Annotated in this window: 14 protein-coding genes and 1 tRNA gene; 5 read left to right on the top strand and 10 right to left on the bottom strand. The window is 49.1% G+C overall.

Annotated features, from left to right (window positions below; all coding sequences use genetic code 11):
- Window positions 1–412: 412 nt before the first annotated feature.
- A complete protein-coding gene (locus tag ACYVK4_RS11985) occupies window positions 413–970 on the bottom strand; it encodes an RNA polymerase sigma factor (protein WP_461127751.1) in 558 nt (185 codons plus the stop codon).
- 374 nt (window positions 971–1,344) lie between these two features.
- Here ACYVK4_RS11985 and ACYVK4_RS11990 point away from each other — a divergent pair, with 374 nt between their 5' ends.
- Window positions 1,345–4,617: a ligand-binding sensor domain-containing protein gene (locus ACYVK4_RS11990; RefSeq protein ID WP_461127752.1), complete on the top strand. Its 3,273-nt coding sequence runs from the start codon at window positions 1,345–1,347 to the stop codon at window positions 4,615–4,617.
- 408 nt (window positions 4,618–5,025) lie between these two features.
- Here the strand turns inward: ACYVK4_RS11990 and ACYVK4_RS11995 are convergent.
- The 4 genes from ACYVK4_RS11995 to ACYVK4_RS12010 all read right to left on the bottom strand — a co-directional run bounded on the left by ACYVK4_RS11995 (window position 5,026) and on the right by ACYVK4_RS12010 (window position 12,356).
- Window positions 5,026–5,102 (bottom strand) — tRNA-Asp (locus ACYVK4_RS11995).
- A 187-nt stretch (window positions 5,103–5,289) separates the two neighbouring features.
- Window positions 5,290–6,438, bottom strand: a complete 1,149-nt coding sequence (locus ACYVK4_RS12000) for a glycoside hydrolase 5 family protein (protein WP_461127753.1) — start codon at window positions 6,436–6,438, stop codon at window positions 5,290–5,292.
- Window positions 6,439–6,497: 59 nt separating this feature from the next.
- Window positions 6,498–7,553: a glycoside hydrolase family 43 protein gene (locus tag ACYVK4_RS12005; RefSeq protein WP_461127754.1), complete on the bottom strand. Its 1,056-nt coding sequence runs from the start codon at window positions 7,551–7,553 to the stop codon at window positions 6,498–6,500.
- A gap of 102 nt (window positions 7,554–7,655) precedes the next feature.
- The gene (locus tag ACYVK4_RS12010; RefSeq protein ID WP_461127755.1) at window positions 7,656–12,356 is read right to left on the bottom strand and encodes a translocation/assembly module TamB domain-containing protein; all 4,701 of its coding nucleotides are present in this window, start codon (window positions 12,354–12,356) and stop codon (window positions 7,656–7,658) included.
- 133 nt (window positions 12,357–12,489) lie between these two features.
- On the opposite strand from ACYVK4_RS12010, the gene tsaD reads away from it, so the two are divergent.
- The 4 genes from tsaD (at window position 12,490) to ACYVK4_RS12030 (ending at window position 15,913) form a co-directional block, all read left to right on the top strand.
- Entirely contained in the window at window positions 12,490–13,488 is a 999-nt protein-coding gene (gene tsaD / locus ACYVK4_RS12015; RefSeq protein ID WP_461127756.1) for a tRNA (adenosine(37)-N6)-threonylcarbamoyltransferase complex transferase subunit TsaD, read from the top strand.
- A 127-nt stretch (window positions 13,489–13,615) separates the two neighbouring features.
- Window positions 13,616–14,494: an MOSC domain-containing protein gene (locus ACYVK4_RS12020; RefSeq protein WP_461127757.1), complete on the top strand. Its 879-nt coding sequence runs from the start codon at window positions 13,616–13,618 to the stop codon at window positions 14,492–14,494.
- A 132-nt stretch (window positions 14,495–14,626) separates the two neighbouring features.
- Window positions 14,627–15,439, top strand: coding sequence for a hypothetical protein (locus ACYVK4_RS12025; RefSeq protein ID WP_461127758.1), 813 nt, complete (start codon window positions 14,627–14,629; stop codon window positions 15,437–15,439).
- Between the two features lie 81 nt (window positions 15,440–15,520).
- Window positions 15,521–15,913, top strand: coding sequence for a VOC family protein (locus ACYVK4_RS12030; RefSeq protein ID WP_461127759.1), 393 nt, complete (start codon window positions 15,521–15,523; stop codon window positions 15,911–15,913).
- Between the two features lie 54 nt (window positions 15,914–15,967).
- Here ACYVK4_RS12030 and ACYVK4_RS12035 read toward each other — a convergent pair whose 3' ends face one another.
- From ACYVK4_RS12035 to ACYVK4_RS12055, 5 genes are all read right to left on the bottom strand, one after another.
- Window positions 15,968–16,936, bottom strand: coding sequence for an alpha/beta fold hydrolase (locus ACYVK4_RS12035; RefSeq protein ID WP_461127760.1), 969 nt, complete (start codon window positions 16,934–16,936; stop codon window positions 15,968–15,970).
- Between the two features lie 276 nt (window positions 16,937–17,212).
- Window positions 17,213–19,786, bottom strand: coding sequence for a penicillin-binding protein 1A (locus tag ACYVK4_RS12040; protein ID WP_461127761.1), 2,574 nt, complete (start codon window positions 19,784–19,786; stop codon window positions 17,213–17,215).
- Window positions 19,787–20,147: 361 nt separating this feature from the next.
- Complete coding sequence (msrB, locus tag ACYVK4_RS12045) at window positions 20,148–20,615, bottom strand: peptide-methionine (R)-S-oxide reductase MsrB (protein ID WP_461127762.1); 468 nt, start codon at window positions 20,613–20,615, stop codon at window positions 20,148–20,150.
- 243 nt (window positions 20,616–20,858) lie between these two features.
- Window positions 20,859–21,677: an anti-sigma factor gene (locus tag ACYVK4_RS12050; protein WP_461127763.1), complete on the bottom strand. Its 819-nt coding sequence runs from the start codon at window positions 21,675–21,677 to the stop codon at window positions 20,859–20,861.
- Window positions 21,674–22,228 carry an RNA polymerase sigma factor gene (locus ACYVK4_RS12055; RefSeq protein WP_461127764.1) on the bottom strand — a complete coding sequence of 185 codons (555 nt, stop codon included), beginning with the start codon at window positions 22,226–22,228 and terminating at the stop codon, window positions 21,674–21,676. Before ACYVK4_RS12055 ends, ACYVK4_RS12050 begins: the two co-directional genes overlap by 4 nt.
- Window positions 22,229–22,425: the final 197 nt, after the last annotated feature.

The following is a 22,425-nucleotide window of genomic DNA, read 5'->3' on the forward strand; positions in this document are numbered from 1 at the left end:
GAGTAGCAACGCTTGGTTGACGCCCCGTTGGTAGCTAAGCAATAAGCCAGGTTATAAAGCCTACATAGGTGGTGATCAGACTGGTTAATAGCGCTAGTATTGTTAAACAAGCCGGTACCGATTCTTGCCGTTGCTTTTCACTCATATCCGGATGAAAGGAAACCACTGTTTCTATCAGTTGACGGACTAACCCCTTGCCCAAGATTGAATATGTTACCATACCGATTACTGTTAATATTTTTTATTACCATTAGACGACGATAATTACAAAAAGCAACAGTTTCATAGGTGTTTTGTTTTATTTTTTCATGCTAGAGTCCTTAATCTCTAGTTTAGAAAAAATAATTATGGCTACTTATCTGGTCATTAAGCCCTTATAAGTAGCCAGGGATAGTGAGTATCATAATCAGTTTTATAGATGGCCTTCGTAGTGATTTATACACAGGCGGTGAATTTTCTCCCTGCTGCGTTTTAGTCTCATCTTAACAGCACTGGTCTTGATGGTGTATTGCTGGGCAATTTGCTCAATACTTAGCCCGTCTTCATACTTCAGGCTCAGGAGTGCTTTTTCTTTGTCCGTTAACGTAGACATGGCCTGATTAACCAACTGCAACGTTTCTTCATGAAGCTGAGCCTCTGTCGACTCAGGAATATCATGTCCGGCAACATCATCCAGTGGGCTAAAACTTAGTCGCTTGGCGATTCGTAGCTGGTCTGAGCAATAGTTGAAGGAGATTGAGTAAAGCCAGGTGGAAAAACTCGATCGTTCCTGAAATGCATCCAGTTTATTAAATACCTTTAAAAAGATGTCCTGAGTAAAATCTTCCGCTTTCAAAGGATCCTTTGTCATGGACAAACAGCGCCGATAAACTTTGTTGACATATCGTTTATACAACGTTTCGAAACACTGAGACGATTGATTGATCCGATATTGCCGAATCATCTCTTCGTCGGTTAATGACGTATTCATGAAGTGGAAATAAATTTATTGTTTCTCTATGGGTTCTCTACAGTAAGACAATATGAAGCGTATTTGGATACTGAAAATATATTAAACGGCATATAAAGTAGATTATCTATGGATGGGGTTGACTAAGCGATCTTATTAAGTTTCTTGTTACGAAGCCCTGTCAGACAGATCACGAGTGAAACACAACTAATTAAGGAGTTCATCAATGAAAAAGCTAGTCAAGTAGTGACCTTGTCTGACCTGAAATAAGTATGTGCTTCGTTGATTACTATTTTAGTTACCATATACGACAAAAGCTTATCTATATAGTTGTCAATTAATAAATATTACTATATTTAAGAGATTTTTACTCTATCCGTACCCATCCCGTTTCAATGCTTGTTCGTACACTCAGCCTACTGGTGGTCGTGTTCTGGTTTGTGCAGCGAAGTCAAGCTCAGCCATCAAATGCACGATTTACCTTCCTGACGACCAATCAGGGGCTATCCCAAAACAATGTCACCTGCATTTTACGCGACCGGAAAGGTTTTATGTGGTTTGGTACCCGGGATGGGCTTAACAAGTTTGATGGTTATAATTATACGGTATACCGAAACGACCCCTTTAAGCCCACGAGCCTGAGCGATAGTTTTGTTCATACTTTATTTGAGGATAACAAGGGTCGTTTATGGGTAGGCACCGATAACGGGGGGCTGAGTTTATTTGATCCGGTTTCGGAAACGTTTACCAATTATACACACGCGGCCAATCGACCAGCAAGTCTGATCCATAATAAGGTAGTAGCCATTGCTCAGGATACCACCGGTACCCTATGGGTGGGAACGGGGGGCGGGGGACTGGAGCGATTCGATAGTCGGCAAGAAATCTTTACTCATTTTGTCCATCAGTCAGACCGGCCTGGTAGTCTAAGCCATAATGAGGTAAGTTCGGTCCTGATTGATCGTGATGGGATCATTTGGGTGGGTACGTTAGGGGGCGGCCTGAATAGACTGAATCCGTCTACCTCAACGTTTACTCACTTCGTTCATAACGGACTTGATGATCAATCACTAAGTCAGAATCGGGTTACCGCGTGCCTGGAAGACTCGAGGGGACGTTTCTGGGTAGCTACCGAAGGTGGATTAAACCTGCTGGACCGGCAGAAGGGTACTTTCACGCACTATTTACAGGCTTCCGGTCTACTGAGCCATGATGATGTTAAAGCGCTGGCCGAGGACTCAAACCAAACTTTGTGGATTGGTACCCAAAACGGGGGCATCAATCTGTTACATGCCGACGGTACCTTTTCTTACTACTCCTATCAAGTCGACTCGAATTGGGGACTCAACAGCGGCTCGATTTATTCCCTCTATCGGGACCCGCTGGGTACTATGTGGATTGGTACCTTTTCGGGTGGAGTGAACAAGCTTGATGCGACACCGGTCAAGTTTGATCTCTATCAGCGTTCACCGGGTAACACCCATAGGTTAACGAATAATAATATACTGGCGGTTCTTCAGGATCATCGGGGTGATTTATGGCTAGGTACCGATGGGGGAGGAATTAACCGGCTTATAAACGGAAAAACGGCTTTTAAGGCCTATCAGGACACGGGCCCCTTAGCGGCCTCAACTAGTTATAACTTCGTCTTAACGATCTATGAAGACCGGCAGAAGCGGCTTTGGACCGGTAATTATAAAGGTGGACTTAGGCTGTATAATCCGCTAAAAGATACCTTTGAGCCAAAGGGGAATTTTAGTCCGCTGAGTATCAGCACAATTTTAGAATCCCGTTCGGGCACGCTGTGGCTGGGCACTTACGAGGAAGGATTGATTCGGTATGACCCGGCAACGGGTTCGGTAGTCCGGTATCGACCTCACCCTACTCAGGCAGGCCAGTTGACTTACCACACGATCACCAGTTTGTGGGAAGATCGGCAGGGCAACATCTGGTTGGGTACCGACGGCAGCGGGATCAATGTTTTTCACCCGACCCAGAATAGGTTCACTCAATTTAAGCAGGAGAGCTATAAGACCAGTAGTTTAAGTAACAACCAGGTTCATTGCCTGTATGAAAGTTCCACCGGCCAGCTTTGGGTAGGCACGAATGGTGGCCTTAACCGCTATGATTCCCGTACGCAAACGTTTAAGGCCTACCGTCAGAAAGATGGCCTGGTCAATGAGGTGATTCAGTCTATTGTGGAAGATGAGCGGGGACGTTTGTGGCTAAGCACCAATAAAGGGCTAAGCCGTTTTGATACCAGGACGGGCCACTTCCGACACTATGATGCCCGCGATGGCCTACAGGATAGCCCCTTTAACCAGAAGGCCTGTTTTAGAAGCCCCCGTGGCGAACTATTCTTTGGGGGACAACGAGGGCTGAATCGATTTTATCCCGATTCGATACGGGATAACCCAGTCGTTCCACCGGTTTATCTGACGGACTTTCAGTTGTTCAACCGATCGGTTCAGGTGCAGGATACTCTTTCCGTGCTGAGCAAGCCCATTGGCAATACGCATGACATCACGCTGTCCTACCAGCAATCGGTACTTAGCTTTCAGTTTACCGCCTTAAATTATACCGTTTCTGAAAAGAATCAATATGCCTACAAGCTGGAAGGATTCGATCATGACTGGATCCAGGCGGGCACTCAGCGTATGGCGACTTACACCAATCTCGACCCGGGAGATTATGTATTCCGGGTCATAGCCTCTAACAATGACGGGATATGGAATCGGAAGGGTACCTATGTAAATGTACATATTAAACCTCCTTTTTGGAAAACAAGCTGGTTTGCCGTTTTGGTGATCCTGATGCTGGTAGGGAGCTTGTCCTGGCTTTATCATCTTCGGATAAAGCGTATCCAGGCCACCCAGATCGCTCTTCAGGATCAGTTGATGCTGCAAACCCATCAGGCTAACCAACAAAAAGAATCGCAGCGCATCCTCCAGCAGTCCTTGAATCAGGAAAAGGAACTGAATCGGCTTAAGTCGCAATTTGTTTCCACGGCCTCTCATGAGTTCCGTACCCCGCTGGCGACGATTCAGTCCAGTGTCGATTTAATTAAGCTCTATCTGACTCCCGCTGTGGGGAGTGCGATGGTTTCGGCTCATAAACATCTGAACATCATTGAAAAAGAGATTTTTCAGTTTAATGACCTGTTGACCGATATCTTACTGCTTGGCACAATTGAAGCGGGGCGAGTAAAATTTGTGGCCAGTCCGGTCAATCTCATGGATCTGAGTGAACGCCTAATTAGCACTCATTTTGCAAACCAGCCGGATCAGCGCTGTGTACAGCTACGGGTTGAAGGGGCACCCCGCCTGATTAGTTTAGATGCTAAGTTGATGAATCACGTCCTGGTGAATCTCTTATCAAATGCCTTTAAGTTTTCCACCCGAACGTCTCCTGTGTTAACTCTACGATTTGGCCCTGAGCGTGTGGAGATTCAGGTAACTGATACAGGCATTGGTATCCCCGCCGGTGATTTATCGACATTGTTTCAGGCTTTCGTTCGGGGCAGTAACACCAATGGGATACCCGGCACCGGTTTAGGCTTGGTTATTGTTCGGCAGTTTATTGAACTGCATGGTGGACGTCTCAGTGTTGAGAGCCAAGAGATGAAAGGAACGACTTTTTACATTGAACTGCCTGTTACCCCCAACTGACTGTCTGCTGATCGACAGGCAGCGTACACCCTCACTATGGTACAGGTAGATGTGGAAACTTCTGGCTTAGGCTTTTAAAGGATCAGGTTTAAAAGGCGTGGAGCTACCTGGATAATGAGAATTATTGAGTTAGCGAGTATGGGAAGAATGCCACATGGCAAACCTTACGAAATTGACTCCTGAATGCTTTATACTGATATTAAATGATTCAGCCGAGCCATTCGGGCTTGTGAAATTAGTTGAGGATGGTATACGTAATATGCATGTCTTAGGCTAAAGAAATACAACGCTTTACACATCTGTTGGTGTTGATACATTGATGCCCACACGTCAACGAGCTTTAATTGGATTAGATTTACTACAAACGAAAAAAGCACTTACCATTTCTGATAAGTGCTTGATTTTCAGTGGCGGTCCGGACGGGGCTCGAACCCGCGACCCCCTGCGTGACAGGCAGGTATTCTAACCAACTGAACTACCGAACCAACTTTTGGACTTTCGGTTGACGTTGCCGTCTTCCTTTATCGTGGCACAAAAGTAGGCGTTTGATATATGCTGCGCAAGGGGTAGCCTGAAAAAAAATGTTATTAAATTCAGTGCTGGATGGCTATACGTTGGAAATCAGTTGGTTCGTGGCTCAAAAATTTTTAAATATTTTTTGAAGCCTGAGCATTATTTACCGGTTGCCTGTTTAATCGCGGTAATTTCGTCCGGATCATAAGGGGTACCATCCTGCTTGAAGACTTCATGGAACCACACGGAGGGTTCCCGACCATTCACATAGGGTTTCTGCCAGCTATCCCAGGGCATGAACGTCTGGGTCTTACCAGCCACAAAACCCCAGTTGATCATCCCAATCTTAGCTTTTTTCGCCAGGGGAAGGTGAGTTTGAAATTTGCTGGCTACACCCCGGGCCATGTATTCTGTACATATTACGGGCCGCCCAAATGAAAGCATGGCAGGAATCGTTTTCTCAAACGTTTCAGCGTTAGAGTACTGATGAAAAGTAATAATGTCCGAGTACTCCATTTGTACTTTCTCCATAGGTGTCCATTTGGTCGGGTTTTGCCAATCTTCCGGTGTGCGATATACCCATATGCCGGATGTGAGCGGCTGGGTGGCTCCAGCCGCCCGCGCCCACTCAAAAACGTGTGGTAACAGCTTGGTCACAATGGCTATTTTTCGGGGCTTAGGGACTTCGGTTTTAATCGTGTGGTTCTGGCCATAACTGTTGTCGTTCGTGTTGTCTGGCTCGTTCCAGACATCCCAGGCCAATATACGCTTGTCTTTCTTAAAAGCTCCGACAACCCCTTTTACGTACGCTTCCAGGCGCGGGTATTGCGATACATCCGTCAAGGCATCGGCACCGGGGCTTTGTACCCAACCCGAATTGTGAATACCGGGCGTTGGCTCATGCTGCTTGCCCAGCTTTGGATAAGGGTCCCAGCAGGAGTCGAACAGGACGAGCATGGGACGAATTTTGTGTTTAGCACAAATGGTCAGAAACTGGTCGAGCCGTTTGGTGAAACCGGCAGGGTCCTGCCACAGCAAATCATGCAGGAAAACACGCATGGTATTCATGCCGATACGTTCGGCCATAGCCAGCTCTTTATCAATGGTTGCCGGATCGAAACTTTCTGCCTGAAACATTTCCAGTTCATTGATGGCATTGGCGGGCGCATAGTTGGCCCCCACCAAAAAGGGCTCTTTGGCATACCAGGCGTTAGCTTTGGCCGCCGACCAGCGGTTGGGTCCGTCCGATTGCTGCGCCAGGGTGAAAGTCGAAAAGAACAGCAGTACTAAAAAGGATAATCGATTCATGAGGAATAAATTGGGTATTTAACAAATAAGTGATCCATGTAAACCAGGCCGCAGCCAAACTATTCTCCCGGCACAGGCATGGGTGTTTTGGGAAGTGGTTTGCCAAAATTGGGAGTCCCGTCGGGGTTCCAGGAAAAGGGTTGGATATAAGGGGCGCGTTTATTGCCGCAGCCATCCGTTGCCGAAGGATTCGCGTGGTAGATCATCCAGTCCTGTCCATCAGAAGAGCGGAAAAAGCCACCATGTCCGGGTGCCCATACATCGTTTTCAGGAGCCTGCTTAAAAACGGGACCATCACTCTTTTTCCAGTTTTTAGGGTTGAGCAAATCGCCTTTGCCCGTGTAGGTTAACAAGCCTAAACAGTAGTCGAGCCAGCAGGCATTCGCAGAATAAGCGATGAATAGGCGGTCGTTGTGCATTAGAAATTCAGGGCCTTCATTGACATAAATTTTGGGAACTTCACCGTTCTTTTGCCAGGCCTGCGGAACATCGCCGTGCATCTCCCAGGGTTGGTCAGGTTGTGAAATTTTTACCCGCTTGCCTTCTATCGTCCATGGATTTTTGAGTTTGGCCATGAAAATGTCCTGCCTGCCATTGGTGTTTCCCTCCCAACCCGACCAGGCAGCATAGAGTTGGTCTTTGTACTCAATCACCGACATGTCTATTGCCCAATGGTTGTCCTTATCACCTATTTTGCCCTTCATAGTCCACTCGCCCTGCATCGGATCGGGCGATGGGTTTTCGATGACCCACACCCGGTGGGAGAGGTTATTGAGTGAGTCGGCCGAAAAATAAATGTACCAGCGGGCAGTTCCCCGAGCATCTTTAAACGAGTGAATTTCGGGTGCCCATAGATCCCGTGAATAGGGTAATCCAGCTGGTGGTGTATAAATAACTTTGCTTTCTGCCGTAGACAGATCGGCTATGTTTCTTGTTTTCCAAAGAGTCAGGTTGCTGCCAGTAGTATTCATGTAATAATACCAGCCGTCCTTCTGTATCACCCACGGGTCAGGCCCCGATGGTTTAATGGGGTTCGTGAAGGTTCGCTGGGCGAGCAGAACATGCCCCGTAACAAGGAAATAGGCAACGAGAAAAAGCCGTTGAATGAGATTCATTGAGTCGTAGAATAGTACAAAAAGATAAAGGAAGAAAGTATCTTTTTTAACCCTCAACAGCCAAAGAAATATTTTGGATAAGCCGCCTGCCGACTTATAAGGCTATCTAAATCCACCCCGTCCCATTATACCGAGGATTGGAGTAGGGCTAGGAGAAGAGACGGGCTCTTCGGCGGGTTTGGTTGGTACCAGGCCGGGCGTGGTTCGCTTGCCGCCAAACAGGTGGTTGAACGAACGGGTATAGAGTAAACTCATACCACCGCCTGTTGTAATCGTGCTGTTGAAGCTTGTCTGGCTGAGTATGCTTTGCTGATTTCGGTTGTAAACTTTTGCCCGCAAGTGACCATCGGCGGTTATAAAATATTCAAGGGTCCACTCGCCCAATAAACTGGCTGCGTTATACTGACTTTGTCCATACGTAAAGCCCCCATCGCGACTGATGCGCAGTCGATCATTCAGAAGTCGATACGAAAAGCGGAGCTGTAGATTATTCAGCAGGTTCTCATTCTGGGTACCCGTCGTGAAGCCACCAAAGGAAACGCCGACGTCTAGTTTCTCGTTGAGGTTGGAGGCTAATCGGCTAATCTGGTTGGAAAGCAATTCACTTACACTGTTGGCAACCCCCGTGTTGACCTGACCCTGATCGAATAGGTTTTGGCCTTCTGACAGCAGCTGATTGAACAACAGAACGCTGCTTACCTGCCGGGTCAACTCCTGATCATTGCTCTGAATACGCGACTCAAATGCCGTTACCGCCTGCCGGAAGTCAGATGAAGAGGGGTACTCCTTAATGTCCAGACCATAGTTAATGGCGGGGGCTCCTAATTCACCATTCAGTTTGATCACCAGATCGACAGGGTACCGGCGGGTCTGGTCAGTCCGGTTGTTGGTTGTCGAACTGTTCGTGGCAAGCAAAGGAGCCAGTGAGGTGTATTGAGTGTACGCGGCCGTCACGTTCAGCAGGGCACCGTAAGGATCACCCGTCCAGGTAATTCGGCTGTTCGGGCGGATTTGGAACCGTTTGTTAATGATGTTCTGAAAGGTAAACGTATACTCTCCTTTCTGAATTTCGTAGTTACCCGTCATGGTAAAGTCGCCCTTGGTATCCACTTTCATGGCTAGCCGTCCCTGACCATACGCACTGATAATATCCCCCGTTTGGCGATCCAGCTGAATTTCGCAGTAAGCATCGGGTGTGATGTCGAAGTTGAAATCCATTTGAACGCTGGACAAGTCAATCTCTCCGTCCGATTTGGCGGCCGTTTGACTATTGGGTTTGCCTGGTGTGCCACTTGGTATGCGATTAACAAACCGAATTTGATCATCAGCCGCTACAGATGTGGCACCATCCAGCGGAATATAAATGCGGGTGCCTTTGTTACTGGCTACATTAGCCCGAACCGTTAAGTTATTGATGGGACCATACAGTTCGGCCCGCCCTGTCACAACTGCCTGGCCATAAAACGCATCGTTATCGCTGGCCAGCGTATTCATGATTTTAAAATTCTTCAGGTCAGCGTCGAAACCCAGGGTGAAGTATCGGAATCCATCATGATACACGCCCCCCCGGAGCAGGGCTGTATTACCCTGAGGGTCGCGGAGGGTAAGCTGGCGGGTAATGATCTCATTCTCGCCAAAATAGATCTTATCATCGAACGTAAAGTCTGCCTTTAGGTAATCGAATCGGCCGCGGCCGCCCTTTATTGCAACTTCTCCTTTTAACAGTGGACTTGCGGGTTTGCCGGTAACGGCTACCACCCCGCTGGCAATACCGCCCAGGTTGGAAAACAGCCCTTTTGTGAAGGGCTCCAGCAAGGCTAAATTAGCATCGTTGACGGTAGCCTTCAACGCCATCGGATTGCTTTTCTGCTGAGGGGTAATGGTTCCAGTCAGTGTGACCACATCCGCTCCATTACGATTGACACGGGCGTCGACATTAAGTCGTTGTTCCGCCTGATCCCATTCGCCCTGTCCGCGTATATCGCCGATCAGCGCATCCTCGTAGGAGAGTGCCCGGACGGACAAGGCACTTTCAAGAATGGGGGTTTTATACACATTTCGAATGGCCATAGACCCGTTTAGAACACCGCCGAGTTTGGTGTTGAGGAGCGGGTTGAGAGACGCCAATAAAAAATTCTGCGCTTCGACCGCCAGATGTTCGGCCGTGTCGGCCGAGATCTTGCCTGATGCTTGAATCAGTTGATTTTCGTTGAGCAGTGAGAGGTCGCGGATGGTATATTCATTCCCTACTTTCCGGATCAGGCTTTGTGGGTTTAGTGTCCAGTCGCCGTCCAGAACGCGAAGCTTGGACTGGCGAAACGTTAAGTCGATCGCATCGCCTTTAAAACGCATTTCGCCGTTGAGGTCGGCCCTGTTTACAAACCGGCCGTTGCTGTCGGCCTGCTCAATACGACTGGTGAAATCAATATGATCAACTTCCCAGGAGGCTTCTGCCTGTAGGTTACGTGTGGGTAGGACAGACGTAAAACGCTGGCGTTTGGAGGATATAATTGCCGATGCCAGCACGTCCTGCCCATAGGTAAACTTAGAGGTGGTGAGGTCCATGTCGCTGGGTCCGAAGCTGATTTTGCCAAAGCGCAGCGAGTCTGTTTTTACCGTAGCTGTCAGAAAAGAGGTGTTGTCGACTGTAAAACGACCTTCAAGCCGGGTGGCGGGTGCCATGTAAACAGATGATCCCAAAAAGGCCAGCAAGGGGATACTGTTCTTTGTGATTAATTGGTAATCAACCCCATATCGCTGGGTTGGCCCGGCATAATTAGGCTGGGCCATTCGTTCGGCCTGATGCCGTTTCTGCTCATAGTAGGCCTTCATACCAGCAGCATCACCCGCAAAGTAGAGGGTATATTCTTTGGCTAGTCTGGTCAGGTCGTCGATCGTTCGCTGGGGCTGGAAGGTGCCTTGCAAGCGTGTTGTCAGAAAGTCAGAGTCAAGGTCGAAATAACGTTGCGTTGCCGCTGAATCTGGTTTTCCTCCTCCCCGTTGTTCAATGGTTGAGGCCAGGGTAAGCTTATCGATAACCAGGTTCCGTTCGGGTCGGTTGAGGGTTAGTAGGGCGTCGGTGAATACCGCATTACCGACAATATCGTCAAGCTTGCTACCCTCCAGCTGCACGTTCAGGGTTGTTTTCACGACGAGCGAATCCTTCAGAAACCCCAGTTGCCGAAGGTCGGCATGGTCCACGATGCCGCGTAGATCATAATGATTGCGAGGCCCTCTCAGGTTAAATTCACCATCGAGTTTAAAGGAGAGATTCGGGTCTTTGATGGTCAGAAGTCCCTGGAAAAGAGCTTTCTGGAGATTGCCGTTCGCTGTTACATTCTGGTAGGTATAGCGTTGCCACCCAAATTGCCTGAACTGTCCGTTTATGTCCACAGTAGCCCGCTTCAGGTCTGTACCCTGCCCGGCTATCCGTCCCTCGCCATCAAGTTTGCCAAATTCATCCGGTTGATTTATCAGCTTACCCAGATCCAAATTCTCGCCTTTCAGATTGGCCGTGTAGGTTGTCAAATTCGAATTGTCTGCCAGCCTGAGAGCCAGATCGCCGGTGACATTACCAATAGCCGTAGTGAAAGTTCCTTTCGTCTTAAAATCGTCAAATGCGCCTACAAAGGTGGCGTTGAAGCCAACCGTACCTAACTTCTGAATGGTTTTGTTAAACGATGAATCCGGATAATACTGCCGAATATCGGCCATGTTGACGAGCGAAGGCGTAAACGCAAAGTTGACCGTCGTTTTGTCCATGTCGGGCAATCCTTTCCAGCCCATGTCGCCAGCAAGCTTACTGCGGCCGTTAAGGCCAAAGCGCAGGTCGGTGCGCTGGAGCTGAAAGTCTTTGACGGTACCTCGAAAAATGCCGGTGAGCAGCCAGGTTTCGTTCAGGCCGCGTAAGTATTCCGAAAAGAAGCCAAGGTCTTTCGACTCTACTTTGCTGTTTCGGAAGTTGGCGAACAAAAACACCCGGCTGTTAAAATCACCAAAGGCTGACGGTTTATCATACGAAAAAATCAGCTCGTTTCGGATAATGGAATTGCCGATATGGGCGTATAAACGACCCAGTTCCATTTTGGTGTTGCAGTACAGAAAGCGCGTGTCGAGCTGCCTGATCTTTATTCTGGAGTCACGATCAATACCCGAAAGGCCCTTTGCTTCAAAAGCAATGGTATCACCCAGCACCAGAAAATCACTCACTTCAGCGGTGAGGTGCTGAAGCGTAAAGTGATTATAGTCAAAGCTGGCCCGGTCGCGCATATACGGCTCACGCGGGTCTTCGAGGGTGTAGGCGCCGTCTACCAGATGAATGTGGCCAATGGTGAAGGGTACATTCTGATTTGGAACGCTCGGCTTGGTGGGGTCGGAGGTTAGCTCTTCAATCCGGGCAATGAAGTCATCGAGGTTGGTATCGCCATTGGTCCGGTTTTTAATCATTCTGACATCAGGCTTGTACAAGACCACTTCATCCAGATGAATGTTGTGCGCTGATGAATCGAGTAGATTTTTGAGATTATAGTCGGCATCGAGCCGGTTAACCGTGATCATGGGGCGCCCCTGCCGGTCGTTGATATGAACCCCTTCGAGGGTCAGGGAGTCGAACCACTTGATCGAAACACCATCAATGGTAACTGGAAAGAGAAGTTTTTCGGAAAGCCAGTCAGCGCCTTTCTGAGCCAGTCGCGTTTGGACCGCCGGGAGCTGCAAACTCAGCAGGATGCCCAATGCCAGCCCTACTACCGTGAGTACCAGGTAAAGCAGCGTTTTGAGGAATATGGCGAAAAACTGACGCATTCAGGGTGGAAATGCCTAATCTACAACTATTAGTGGAAACAATGTACACTTTAGACACTACAAACCAGTGAACGGTTTAGTTACAACTTCCATTGTTGTTTTAGTAGAAATCATTATCCATTAGTTTTGTACGGTGAACATTTTAGCCATTGAATCTTCCTGCGACGAAACGTCGGCGGCTGTTTTAGCGAACGGGCATATCCTGTCGAACGTAATTGCTACTCAGTTAATTCATGAACAATACGGGGGAGTTGTGCCCGAACTGGCCTCAAGAGCGCACCAGCAACATATTTTGCCCGTGGTCGAGCGGTCTTTAGCCGATGCAAATCTACCGAAAAATGAGTTATCGGCCATTGCTTTCACGCGTGGACCGGGCCTGCTGGGGTCGTTGCTGGTAGGAGCGTCCTTCGCCAAGGCGCTGGCGCTGGGTCTCAATATTCCGCTTATTGAGGTAAACCACATGCAGGCACATGTACTGGCCCACTTTATTGAGGCTCCCAGGCCAGTATTCCCCTTCTTATGTCTGACGGTCAGTGGCGGACATACGCAGATCGTGCGAGTCAATGGGCCGTTCGATATGGTGGTGCTCGGGCAAACGCAGGACGATGCTGTGGGCGAAGCCTTCGATAAATCTGCCAAGTTGCTGGGACTGCCGTATCCCGGTGGACCGTTGATCGACAAACATGCCAAAGAAGGGAACCCACTGGCATTCCGGTTTCCAATGAGCGAAATGCCTGATCTTGACTTTTCGTTCAGCGGAATAAAAACCGCGATCATGTATTTTCTGCGTGACAATACGAAAAACAACCCGGAGTTTATCGCCCGGAATCTGAACGACATCTGCGCCAGCATCCAGCATACGCTGGTGCAAATGCTGCTCGCCAAGCTGAAGCGAGCCGCCCGGGAAACCGGGATCAACGAAATCGCGATTGCAGGCGGGGTGTCAGCCAATAGCGGCTTACGGTTGGCACTTAGCGAACTTGGTCAGCAGGAAGGTTGGCAGGTTTATGTCCCCCGTTTTGAGTATTGCACCGACAATGCCGCCATGATTGCCATGGCGGCTCAATTCAAATATGAACAAGGAGATTTTACGCCCCAAACCGTTAGCCCATTGCCGCGAATGAGCATGTGATATTAGTCAATAAGTCAGTAAGTCAGTAAGCGGCTTCGCCTAAGTCAGTAAGTGGCAGACTTACCGACTTACTGACTTAGGCGAAGCCGCTTACTGACTTACCGACTTACTGACTTACTGACTAAAAATGACTATCTCCGAACTCTATATTTATCCAATAAAATCACTGGGTGGTATCTCTCTGACCGAAGCGGTTGTGGAAGCGAAGGGACTGCGGTATGATCGACGGTTTATGCTGGTCGATCCCGCGGGTGATTTTATGACGCAGCGAACCAATCACCAGATGGCTTTGCTCGATGTCGCCATTGAGCCAAACGAGGTGTTGCGCGTTTGGCATCGGCAACGTCCCGACGATGTACTGGAACTTCCGTTAACACTTCCGGAGCAGGATGTAACCGGGGACCGCGCCGTACTCAAGGTTAATATATGGGACAGCACCGACGTGTCAGCTTTGACGGTAAGTGACGAGGTTGATCGCTGGTTTACGCGAGTTCTCGAAACGTCGTGTCGCCTGGTGTTTATGCCCGAAACAACGCATCGTGCGGTTGATCCGGCCTATGCCCGTCAGAACGATGCCGTTAGTTTTGCCGATGGGTATCCGTATCTGCTCATCGGCCAGGCATCGCTCGATGACCTGAACCAGCGACTGGCTGAACCAATCACCATGCAGCGCTTCCGACCTAACATTGTCGTTGCCGGTAGTTTACCGTATGAGGAAGATACCTGGCAGCACTTTCAGATTGGCGGAATGGACTTCTTTGGCGTTAAGCCGTGTGCCCGATGTGTGTTGACAACCCTTGATCCTCAAACCGGTCAGTCAGGCAAAGAGCCGCTTCGTACGCTGTCGACATACCGGAAGTGGAAGCACAAACTATTGTTCGGGCAAAATGTGCTGGCTGCGCAAACGAGTGCGCTGGGGGCGGGTGTTTTGCGGGTTAGCCAGTCTATTGAGGTGAGTGAGCGGCAGGAACCCTGGCTGAAGCCGCCCGTTTCCGAAATAAATTAATTTTTTTAATGGCAGACCTTCGGCCCAATTATCGGTTTATAACCGGGAAAGGTGCCGGCTCATAAGTTCATGTAAAAGCCGCTTTATTACGAATTACAGCCATTGCTTACTTATCTGCGTACTGTTTACTATTTGAGTTTCCCCGTTGTGATCGGGGCCGTATTTTCCAATCGCATGGCCGCGCGCCTGTCCGATGTTGATCCCATACACTGGGCAACACCGGTTATGCTGGCGCTGGTGGTCTTCATTATTTACACCGTCGATCGGTTGCTCGACGTTCGAAAGTATCGAATAAATCCGGCCAGTCAGCCCCTTACCGCCCGGCATGCGTTCCATCTGCAACACGCTGCACTCCTGTGGAAAATCGTCATCGGGGCCACGATTCTGGCGTCCATGCTCACATTTTTTTTGCCGGTCAGTGTCATTAAGTTTGGACTTATTCTGGGATTTATCTGTGCTGTGTATGTTGGCGCCGTTTTTCGGTTGCCAGCGCATCATCCGGCCCTGCTCCTGAAAGAGCCTGTGGTGGCTGTGTTCTATGCGGCCGGTATCTGGGGGAGTGTTTGGGTACAGCGACCTTCGGTCAGTATTACTGAAATTGTTCAGGGCATTATGTTTATGGGTATAGCGTTTCAGAATCTGTTGCTGTTTGCGGTCATGGAGCAACTCGAAACCCCTGAGCAGCCAACTTTCTCCCTGGCTACAGCCTGGGGACTTGCAAGTTGTGATGCCATCCTTCGCTGGATGATGTGGATCATCGTTCTGGCGGGGTTGATAATTTGTTTTGTCGCGACAGACCGGTTCGCGCAGCGATCGGCAATCATGCTTTCGCTCATGAGCCTGATGCTTTATTGTATTCAGCGTTATCCAGATTATTTTCTCGAAAACGAACGTTACCGATGGCTGGGCGATGCGGTTTTTTGGATGCCTATACTGGTGTTGTGATGCCAGTTCCGAGCTCCGGCCTGCCTTTCAACCTATATAAAATAATCGCCAAAGGGGGCTTTGCCCTCACACAGATAATCAATGAACATCGACCATCTTGCTATTTGGGTTCGTGACCTCGACCGGATGCGGAGCTTCTACGAAACGTATTTTGCCGCTACCGCCAATGAAAAATATACGAACTCGAAAAAAGGCTTTTCATCCTATTTTCTGACATTTCCAGATGGAGGGACGCGTCTGGAAATCATGCAGATGGACAGCATTCCTGCATCCATGAATGACGCACTGGCTCAGTTTACGGGGCTCATTCATTTCGCTGTGTCGGTTGGGAAAGAAACAGCGGTTAATGAATTGACCAACCGACTTCGGGAAGATGGCTACGCTGTTGTGGGTGAACCCCGACGAACCGGCGATGGGTATTATGAAAGTGTCGTCCTGGACCCGGAAGAGAATCGTATCGAGATTGTTGCGTAACGGCTACTAGTCTGCCAGTTGAATTGAGCTATAAGAAGCTTTTGCAAGTAGTCTTTACAGGCTGCTTGTCTCCGTTTGTTTGGCTTTTACCGCAATCGCTTTGGCTTTCACCGTTTCCTTTACATCGCGTTGGGTCAGGATGTTCAGGATGATCTCCGTCATGTATTCACGCTTATTGAAGACAATGTCGTGCCGGTTCTCGGGAAGTAAAAACTGCTTGACTTCAGCGTTGACCAGATGATTCTGCGCAAAAGAAACGTTGGTTGGATAGACCAGTTCGTCCCGTTGCCCATGCAGCATGGTAATACTGGCCCTGATCTTGGGCCAGTCGGGCAAAATGGCTTCCAGTGCGCGACGATGAGCCAGTTTCTCATCATTGGCCAACCGCAGCAGGGGAGGGACTCCCCAGTGGATTAGCGGACTATCGGCGAAATAACTGATTGGATAGGTGCGCTCAAGACCCGGTCCCAGTGCCGACGATACAAAAACAACGTGGTCGACGATATCCGGGTTGTTCATGGCCAGCCGCGCCGACACCGACCCGCCATAGGAGGAGCCAACGACCATTAAATACGGTGCTTTGCGATACCGATCAATGAGCGGTTGCAACAATTCTGCCTGCCGGATAATCGATGTTTCGACCCGTCCAAAATCGGAATACCCGTAACCGGGCCGATCTACAGCAACGAGCCGGGCACGATTGAGGAGCATCGTATCTTTAAAAAACGCGTTGAAGAAAGAGAGTGAACTGGGTGCCCCATGCACAAAAATGACCACTGGCAGTGTGGAGTCAGCGGGCGAGACCGGAGTCTCCATGAACCGAATAGTCCGCGGCTTTTTGCCGCCCTTTTGGTTCACACGGTAGTAGTGTATGCTAGGATGAATACGCTGATTTCTAAACTCATGGGCTAATTCCTGATCACTCTGGCGTGAATCGACGAACCAGGCAATGACAACCGCACCGACCGCTAATATAAGAACGATAAAGGCTGACCAGCGAACAACGTTTAAGAATAACTTCATAACAAACCTTTGAGTATTTATAACTCCGAATACCCGGTTAAAAGTTTTAAGAATCGATGCACTTATAAGTAGAGCTTATCTATTGGTACACAACCTATACGTTTACTAGGGCAATAATCGAGCCATCCATCAGGTCAGTTCAATCGTTTTTTGAGCGTAAAGACCCCCGTTTTTAGGCGAGTTAAGGAAAAGAAATGCCCTGGTCGGGTCGTGTATTCCGGACGTAAACACCGGAATACACGACCCGACCAGGGCATAAAAAAAAAGACAAGTTTATTACTGATTTCGGACGGTATCCGGTGGCGTCGTTTGATCGGGAACGGGTGCTGCCGGGACAAATGTCGAATCGCCTACCTCTGAAATATCCGTAGAGTCTGACTCGGGTGTTGACTCTTCGTCGCCCGAGTAACCACAGTTCATGTATTCTTTGGTGATGCCGTCGGCTTTTGGAAAAGGTCCCTGAAGGTTCTTGAATTTTGGGTCCCGGTACACCTTTTCCAGAAAGCTGCCCACCAGGGGTAAAGCCGTTTTGGCCCCTTCGCCCAGATCTGTCGATCGAAAGTGAATACTTCGATCGTCGCCACCAACCCAGGCTCCCACAACAAGATTGTTGGAAACGCCTACAAACCAGCCATCCGAGTTGTTGGAGGTTGTGCCTGTTTTACCCCCCATTTCGTTGTGGTTCTTGAACAGATCAAACGACCACAGATTTTGGGACGTGCCACCGGGCTCCTGCAAGCCTCCCTGAAGCATGTATCGCATCAAAAAGGCGGATTCTTGACTAATGGCGCGTTTATGCTGACTGGTAAAGGTCTCGATCACGTTGCCATCCCGGTCTTCAACACGCTGAACGATCATGGGTTCGGTTGATTCGCCGTCGTTGACAAAGGTGCAATAAGCCCCCACCAATTCGTAGAGCGACACGTCCGAAGAGCCCAGGCCAATAGAGGGTACTGCTTCGAGACGGCTCTTGATCCCCATTCGATGGGCGTATTGAGCGACCCGTTCGGGTGTTACGCGGTCTGTCAGCTGGGCGGTAATCGAGTTTACGGAGCGAGCCATAGCCCGGCGCAGGGTCATGTTCGAGTAGGAGTAATAGCCGGTTGAGTTTTTCGGCTCCCATATCTTATCCTCGCCATTTTCGCGGTATTCTTTTCGGAATGGCCGGTCCTGAATACGATCGCAGGGGCTGAGGTTTATCAGGCTGTCGTCAATGGCTGTTGTGTACACAAATGGCTTGAACGTAGAACCCGGCTGGCGCCTGCCCTGCTTAACGTGGTCGTATTTGAAGTAGTCGTAGTCCAGGCCACCCACCCAGGCACGTATGTAGCCCGTTCGTGGGTCCATGGCCACCATGCCCGACTGCAAAAAATGCTTGTAATAGGCAATGGAGTCATAAGGCGTCATTTCAACCGTTTCGTACCCTCGCTTATTGTTCCAGCTAAACACCCGCATTTTGTACTTCACGTTCTTCATGTAGTACATGATAGAGTCTGGATAGAGCGGCATAAAACGCTTTTTGAGGGTCTTATAGCGTTCGGTGCGGTGAGCGACAGAATCAATAAAGCCCGGAAGTTCCTTTCCGTCTTCGTCTATCCAGGGGTTTCGATCCCGCCAGTGATTATCGAAAGAGCGCTGGAGTTGCTTCATCTTCTCGCTGGTTGCCTCTTCTGCATATTTCTGCATGCGCGAGTCGATGGTCGTTACTATACGCAGGCCATCCGTATAGAGGTCATATCGGACGCCCTCTTTCTCTTTCTCCTCTGCCCACTTTTTTACATAATCCAACACCACATTTTTGAGGTAACTGGCCGGGCCTGAATAGGGGTTTTCAGGGGTAAATTCAGTTACCAGAGGCAAGGCACTAATGGAGTCGGCCTGGCCTTTGGTTAAAAATTTATATTTAGCCATTTGCGCCAGTACAATGTTCCGGCGTTCGCGGGAGCGCTGGGGATTCTTAAGCGGGTTATAGCTGGTTGTGGCTTTCTGCAGGCCCACCAGAACAGCACCTTCCTGTACGTTCAGGCTGTCAGGAACCTTGTTGAAGAACGTCCGGGCGGCTGTTTTCAGACCGAAGGCATTGCTGCCAAAATCCACGGTATTGAAGTAATAGGTAATGATATCTTCTTTCGAAAAATTGCCTTCCAGTTTGAGCGCCATGAGCCACTCTTTGGATTTGTAAATGACTTTTCGAATGAGTGGAATTCGGGTTAGAATGCCAGTGCTGGTTTTCTGACGGGTTTTAAAAAGGTTTTTCGCCAGCTGCTGGGTAATGGTCGAGCCACCGCCATCGCGGCCGAAACTAATGACAGCCCGTCCAATTGCCCGTGGATCGACCCCGCCGTGGTCATAAAAGCGTGCATCTTCGGTCGCAATAAGTGCGTTGATCAGCTGTTTAGGGATATTCTCGTACTTAATAGGCGTTCGGTTCTCAGCATAAAACTTACCGATCATCACCCCATCCTGCGAATAAATTTCTGATGCCTGATTCAGTTTTGGATTTTTTAATTCCTCTACGCTAGGCATCGCCCCGGTCAGCCACAGGAAATTGTAGTTCAGAACAAAAACATACAGCCCCAGGGCCAGAAAGGTCCACAGGAATCCTTTTATAGCGCCTTTTATGTACGGATAGTACCAGGATTCAGGATCAATATACCGATGAACGAAGGTGCGAAACTGATTGCGGCTGGAATTATACCCGTTCACCCATGCGTTGACGCGCTCTTCGCCAGCAACCCGAACGATGTGGCGGCCTACTTTACGCCTGACATTGCCTGCTAATTTCTGACGTAGTCGAAATGCGCCAAAAGCGTGCCGAACAGAGCGAAATCGCTCCCTGTATTGACTCATGCGTTAATAGTCGAAGATAATCTGATAACTACCGCTTTAGCCTGCCGGAAGGCTGCTAATTTACCCGTATTCAACGGGTCCGGACTACGGATCTGCTTCTGCTCACGAACCAGGCTTATGGCAGGCCTTTGTTCATTCGCATCCGTTTAATCCAAACCCGGCATGGCAGACCGGGTGTATCCAGCCAGGTGTATCCATACCGGGTCCATCCAGAGCCGGGCTTCAAATATAACGTATTTTCGACCGATGTGATATACGAAAACCGGGCCGCTTGCGCAGCCCGGCTGATTTTGACCGGGTTATTTTTAAGAAAAATCGGAAGCAGAGAATTGCGAGACCGCTCTCGGCCGGTTCATGTTCCTTATTTCTTCTCAAACGTCATCGCTACGCCATTCATGCAGTAACGGAGTCCGGTCGGTTTTGGACCATCATTAAAGACATGGCCCAGGTGACCGCCACAAACGTTACACAGCACTTCAGTGCGAACCATGCCGTAGGTCTTGTCTACATTTTCCTTAACGGCCGTTTTAGCAATAGGTTGATAAAAACTGGGCCAGCCTGTTCCCGAATCAAACTTGGTGTCGGATGAAAACAAAGCCGTATGGCAACCGGCGCAGTAAAAGACGCCATGATCATGAATGTCGTTAAGCGGGCTGGTAAAAGCCCGTTCTGTACCATGTTCGCGCAGAACAGCGTACTGGTTAGGGGTTAAAATCTTCTTCCACTCGGCATCCGTTTTTACCACCCGACGGGGGGGCGTGTCATTAGAGGTAAATGCCAGTGAAGCAAACAGACAGGCCGATAAGGCCAGAGACAGGATGAGTTTCATATCGTTTTTGCTGTAATGATTTGATGTTGATTTTTTGAATGAAAGCGTGATTTCGCTATCAGGAATGACCTATATACGGTTTATCCCCCGGGTAAGATTGATAAACTGAAAGTGAACCGTAACTCCTTTACGCATGCGGGCATTCATTGTGATTGAGCGCGTACCTCACAACAGGGTTACTTTCCCGATCACACGGCATCGGAAAAGTAACCTCCTTAAAAACAAGAAAAAAAAGTATAACGTTCAGGCGTTAATGGGGGCCATTGCCAGTAAGGTAGACAGGGTAGGTGTAGGACTACCGCCCCGCTTTTCGACCGTAACAGCGAAGGCTTCTGCCCGTGCTACCGTGCGATTCATTCGCTGCACGGAAGCAGGCGACACATCGAAAACACCGGCATCGACGGGCTTTCCATCCACCATCGACCAAAGCTGGTACTGTTTGTCGGCTGGCAAGGGGGGCAACGACGCTACCTGAACCGCTACATGATGGGTTTGGGTATTCCAGAACACAAACATCGAACCCTGCGGTGCTTTGTCATTTCCTTTCAACTCCAGAGTTCGGGTGCCCGGTTGACGAACTACAGCCAGAGCCTCATCGGCCTGGGTTACCTGATCACGCAACTGACGTACCTCGGCCACCATTTTGGTGTTGTCGGCCCGGATCGACGCCAGTGCCTTCTGATTTGTGCGTAGTTGTGAAAGCAGAAAAAACGAAAATAACAGCAGCAACAGACCCATTGAGGCCGCCACAATCCAGGTAACCCTAAAGGTAGGTGACGAGTTTGTCACGGATGTATCGACCGGCATGGGCCGAACAATGGTTTCCTTCACAGGTTTTTCGAAGTCAAGCTGGTCGAGTAATTTCGACTTGATCGACTCGGGTGGTTCGACACTGTGCGAGAGGGCATAGTTCTCAAGAACCTCCGATAGTTGATCGAGTTCGCGCCGTATGTCCGGATAAATAGACGATAGGCACTCGACCTCGCGTCGCTCCTGGTCGCTAACCGCACCCATGACGTAAGACTCCAAGATACCAGATGCTATGTATTCCGTAACGTTCATGATTTAAATAGTTGCTTGAGTTCCTGCAAAGCTGCCCTCACTCTGGTCTTAACCGTTCCCAGCGGCAGATTCAGTTCTTCGGCAGCTTCCTCGTGGGTGTAGCCGCCAAAATAGACAAGGTCAATTAACTGTTTTCGCTCAGGGCGCAACTGGTTCACAACTTCCTTGATACCGATATGGTCAGGATTTGGCTGTTCCGTGTTGTGTTGCCGATCGATAATATGTACGTTTTCTTCGTCGGTTCGGATTGCCGAAGCAGGTTGTGTTTTACGGGAACGCAGGGAGTCAATAGCCGTATTGCGGGCAATATTCAGCATCCAGGTAAACAAACGACCCTTTGTGGCATCGTAAGCATCCAGATTCTTCCAAATCTTGACAAATATATCCTGTAAGAGATCGGCGGCCTGTTCATCATCGCGCACAATCCGCAGGACAACACCATAGAGAGCAGGCGAATATTGATCGTATAGCCAATGAAAAGCCTGCTGATCGCGCTGGGTAAGCTTTTCAATCAGGATACTTTCCGAAACTAAAGAAGACTGGCGTTTCACAAGGGGGGTGTTAAGTGAGCCAAATATATAGAGAATTTTAAAAAATGAGCATTTCTGCCCCTTATAATGTGAAGCTATCGTAACCTAAACGCTTTGTTTCGATCCTTACTGTACACGCTGTCATTAAATTTACACAGGGCGCCGAGCGTCAATGCGTGCTCCGGCGCCCTGTGTATCCGTATTCTTTGAAGGAGGTA

It is taken from the genome of Spirosoma aerophilum (assembly GCF_054782495.1).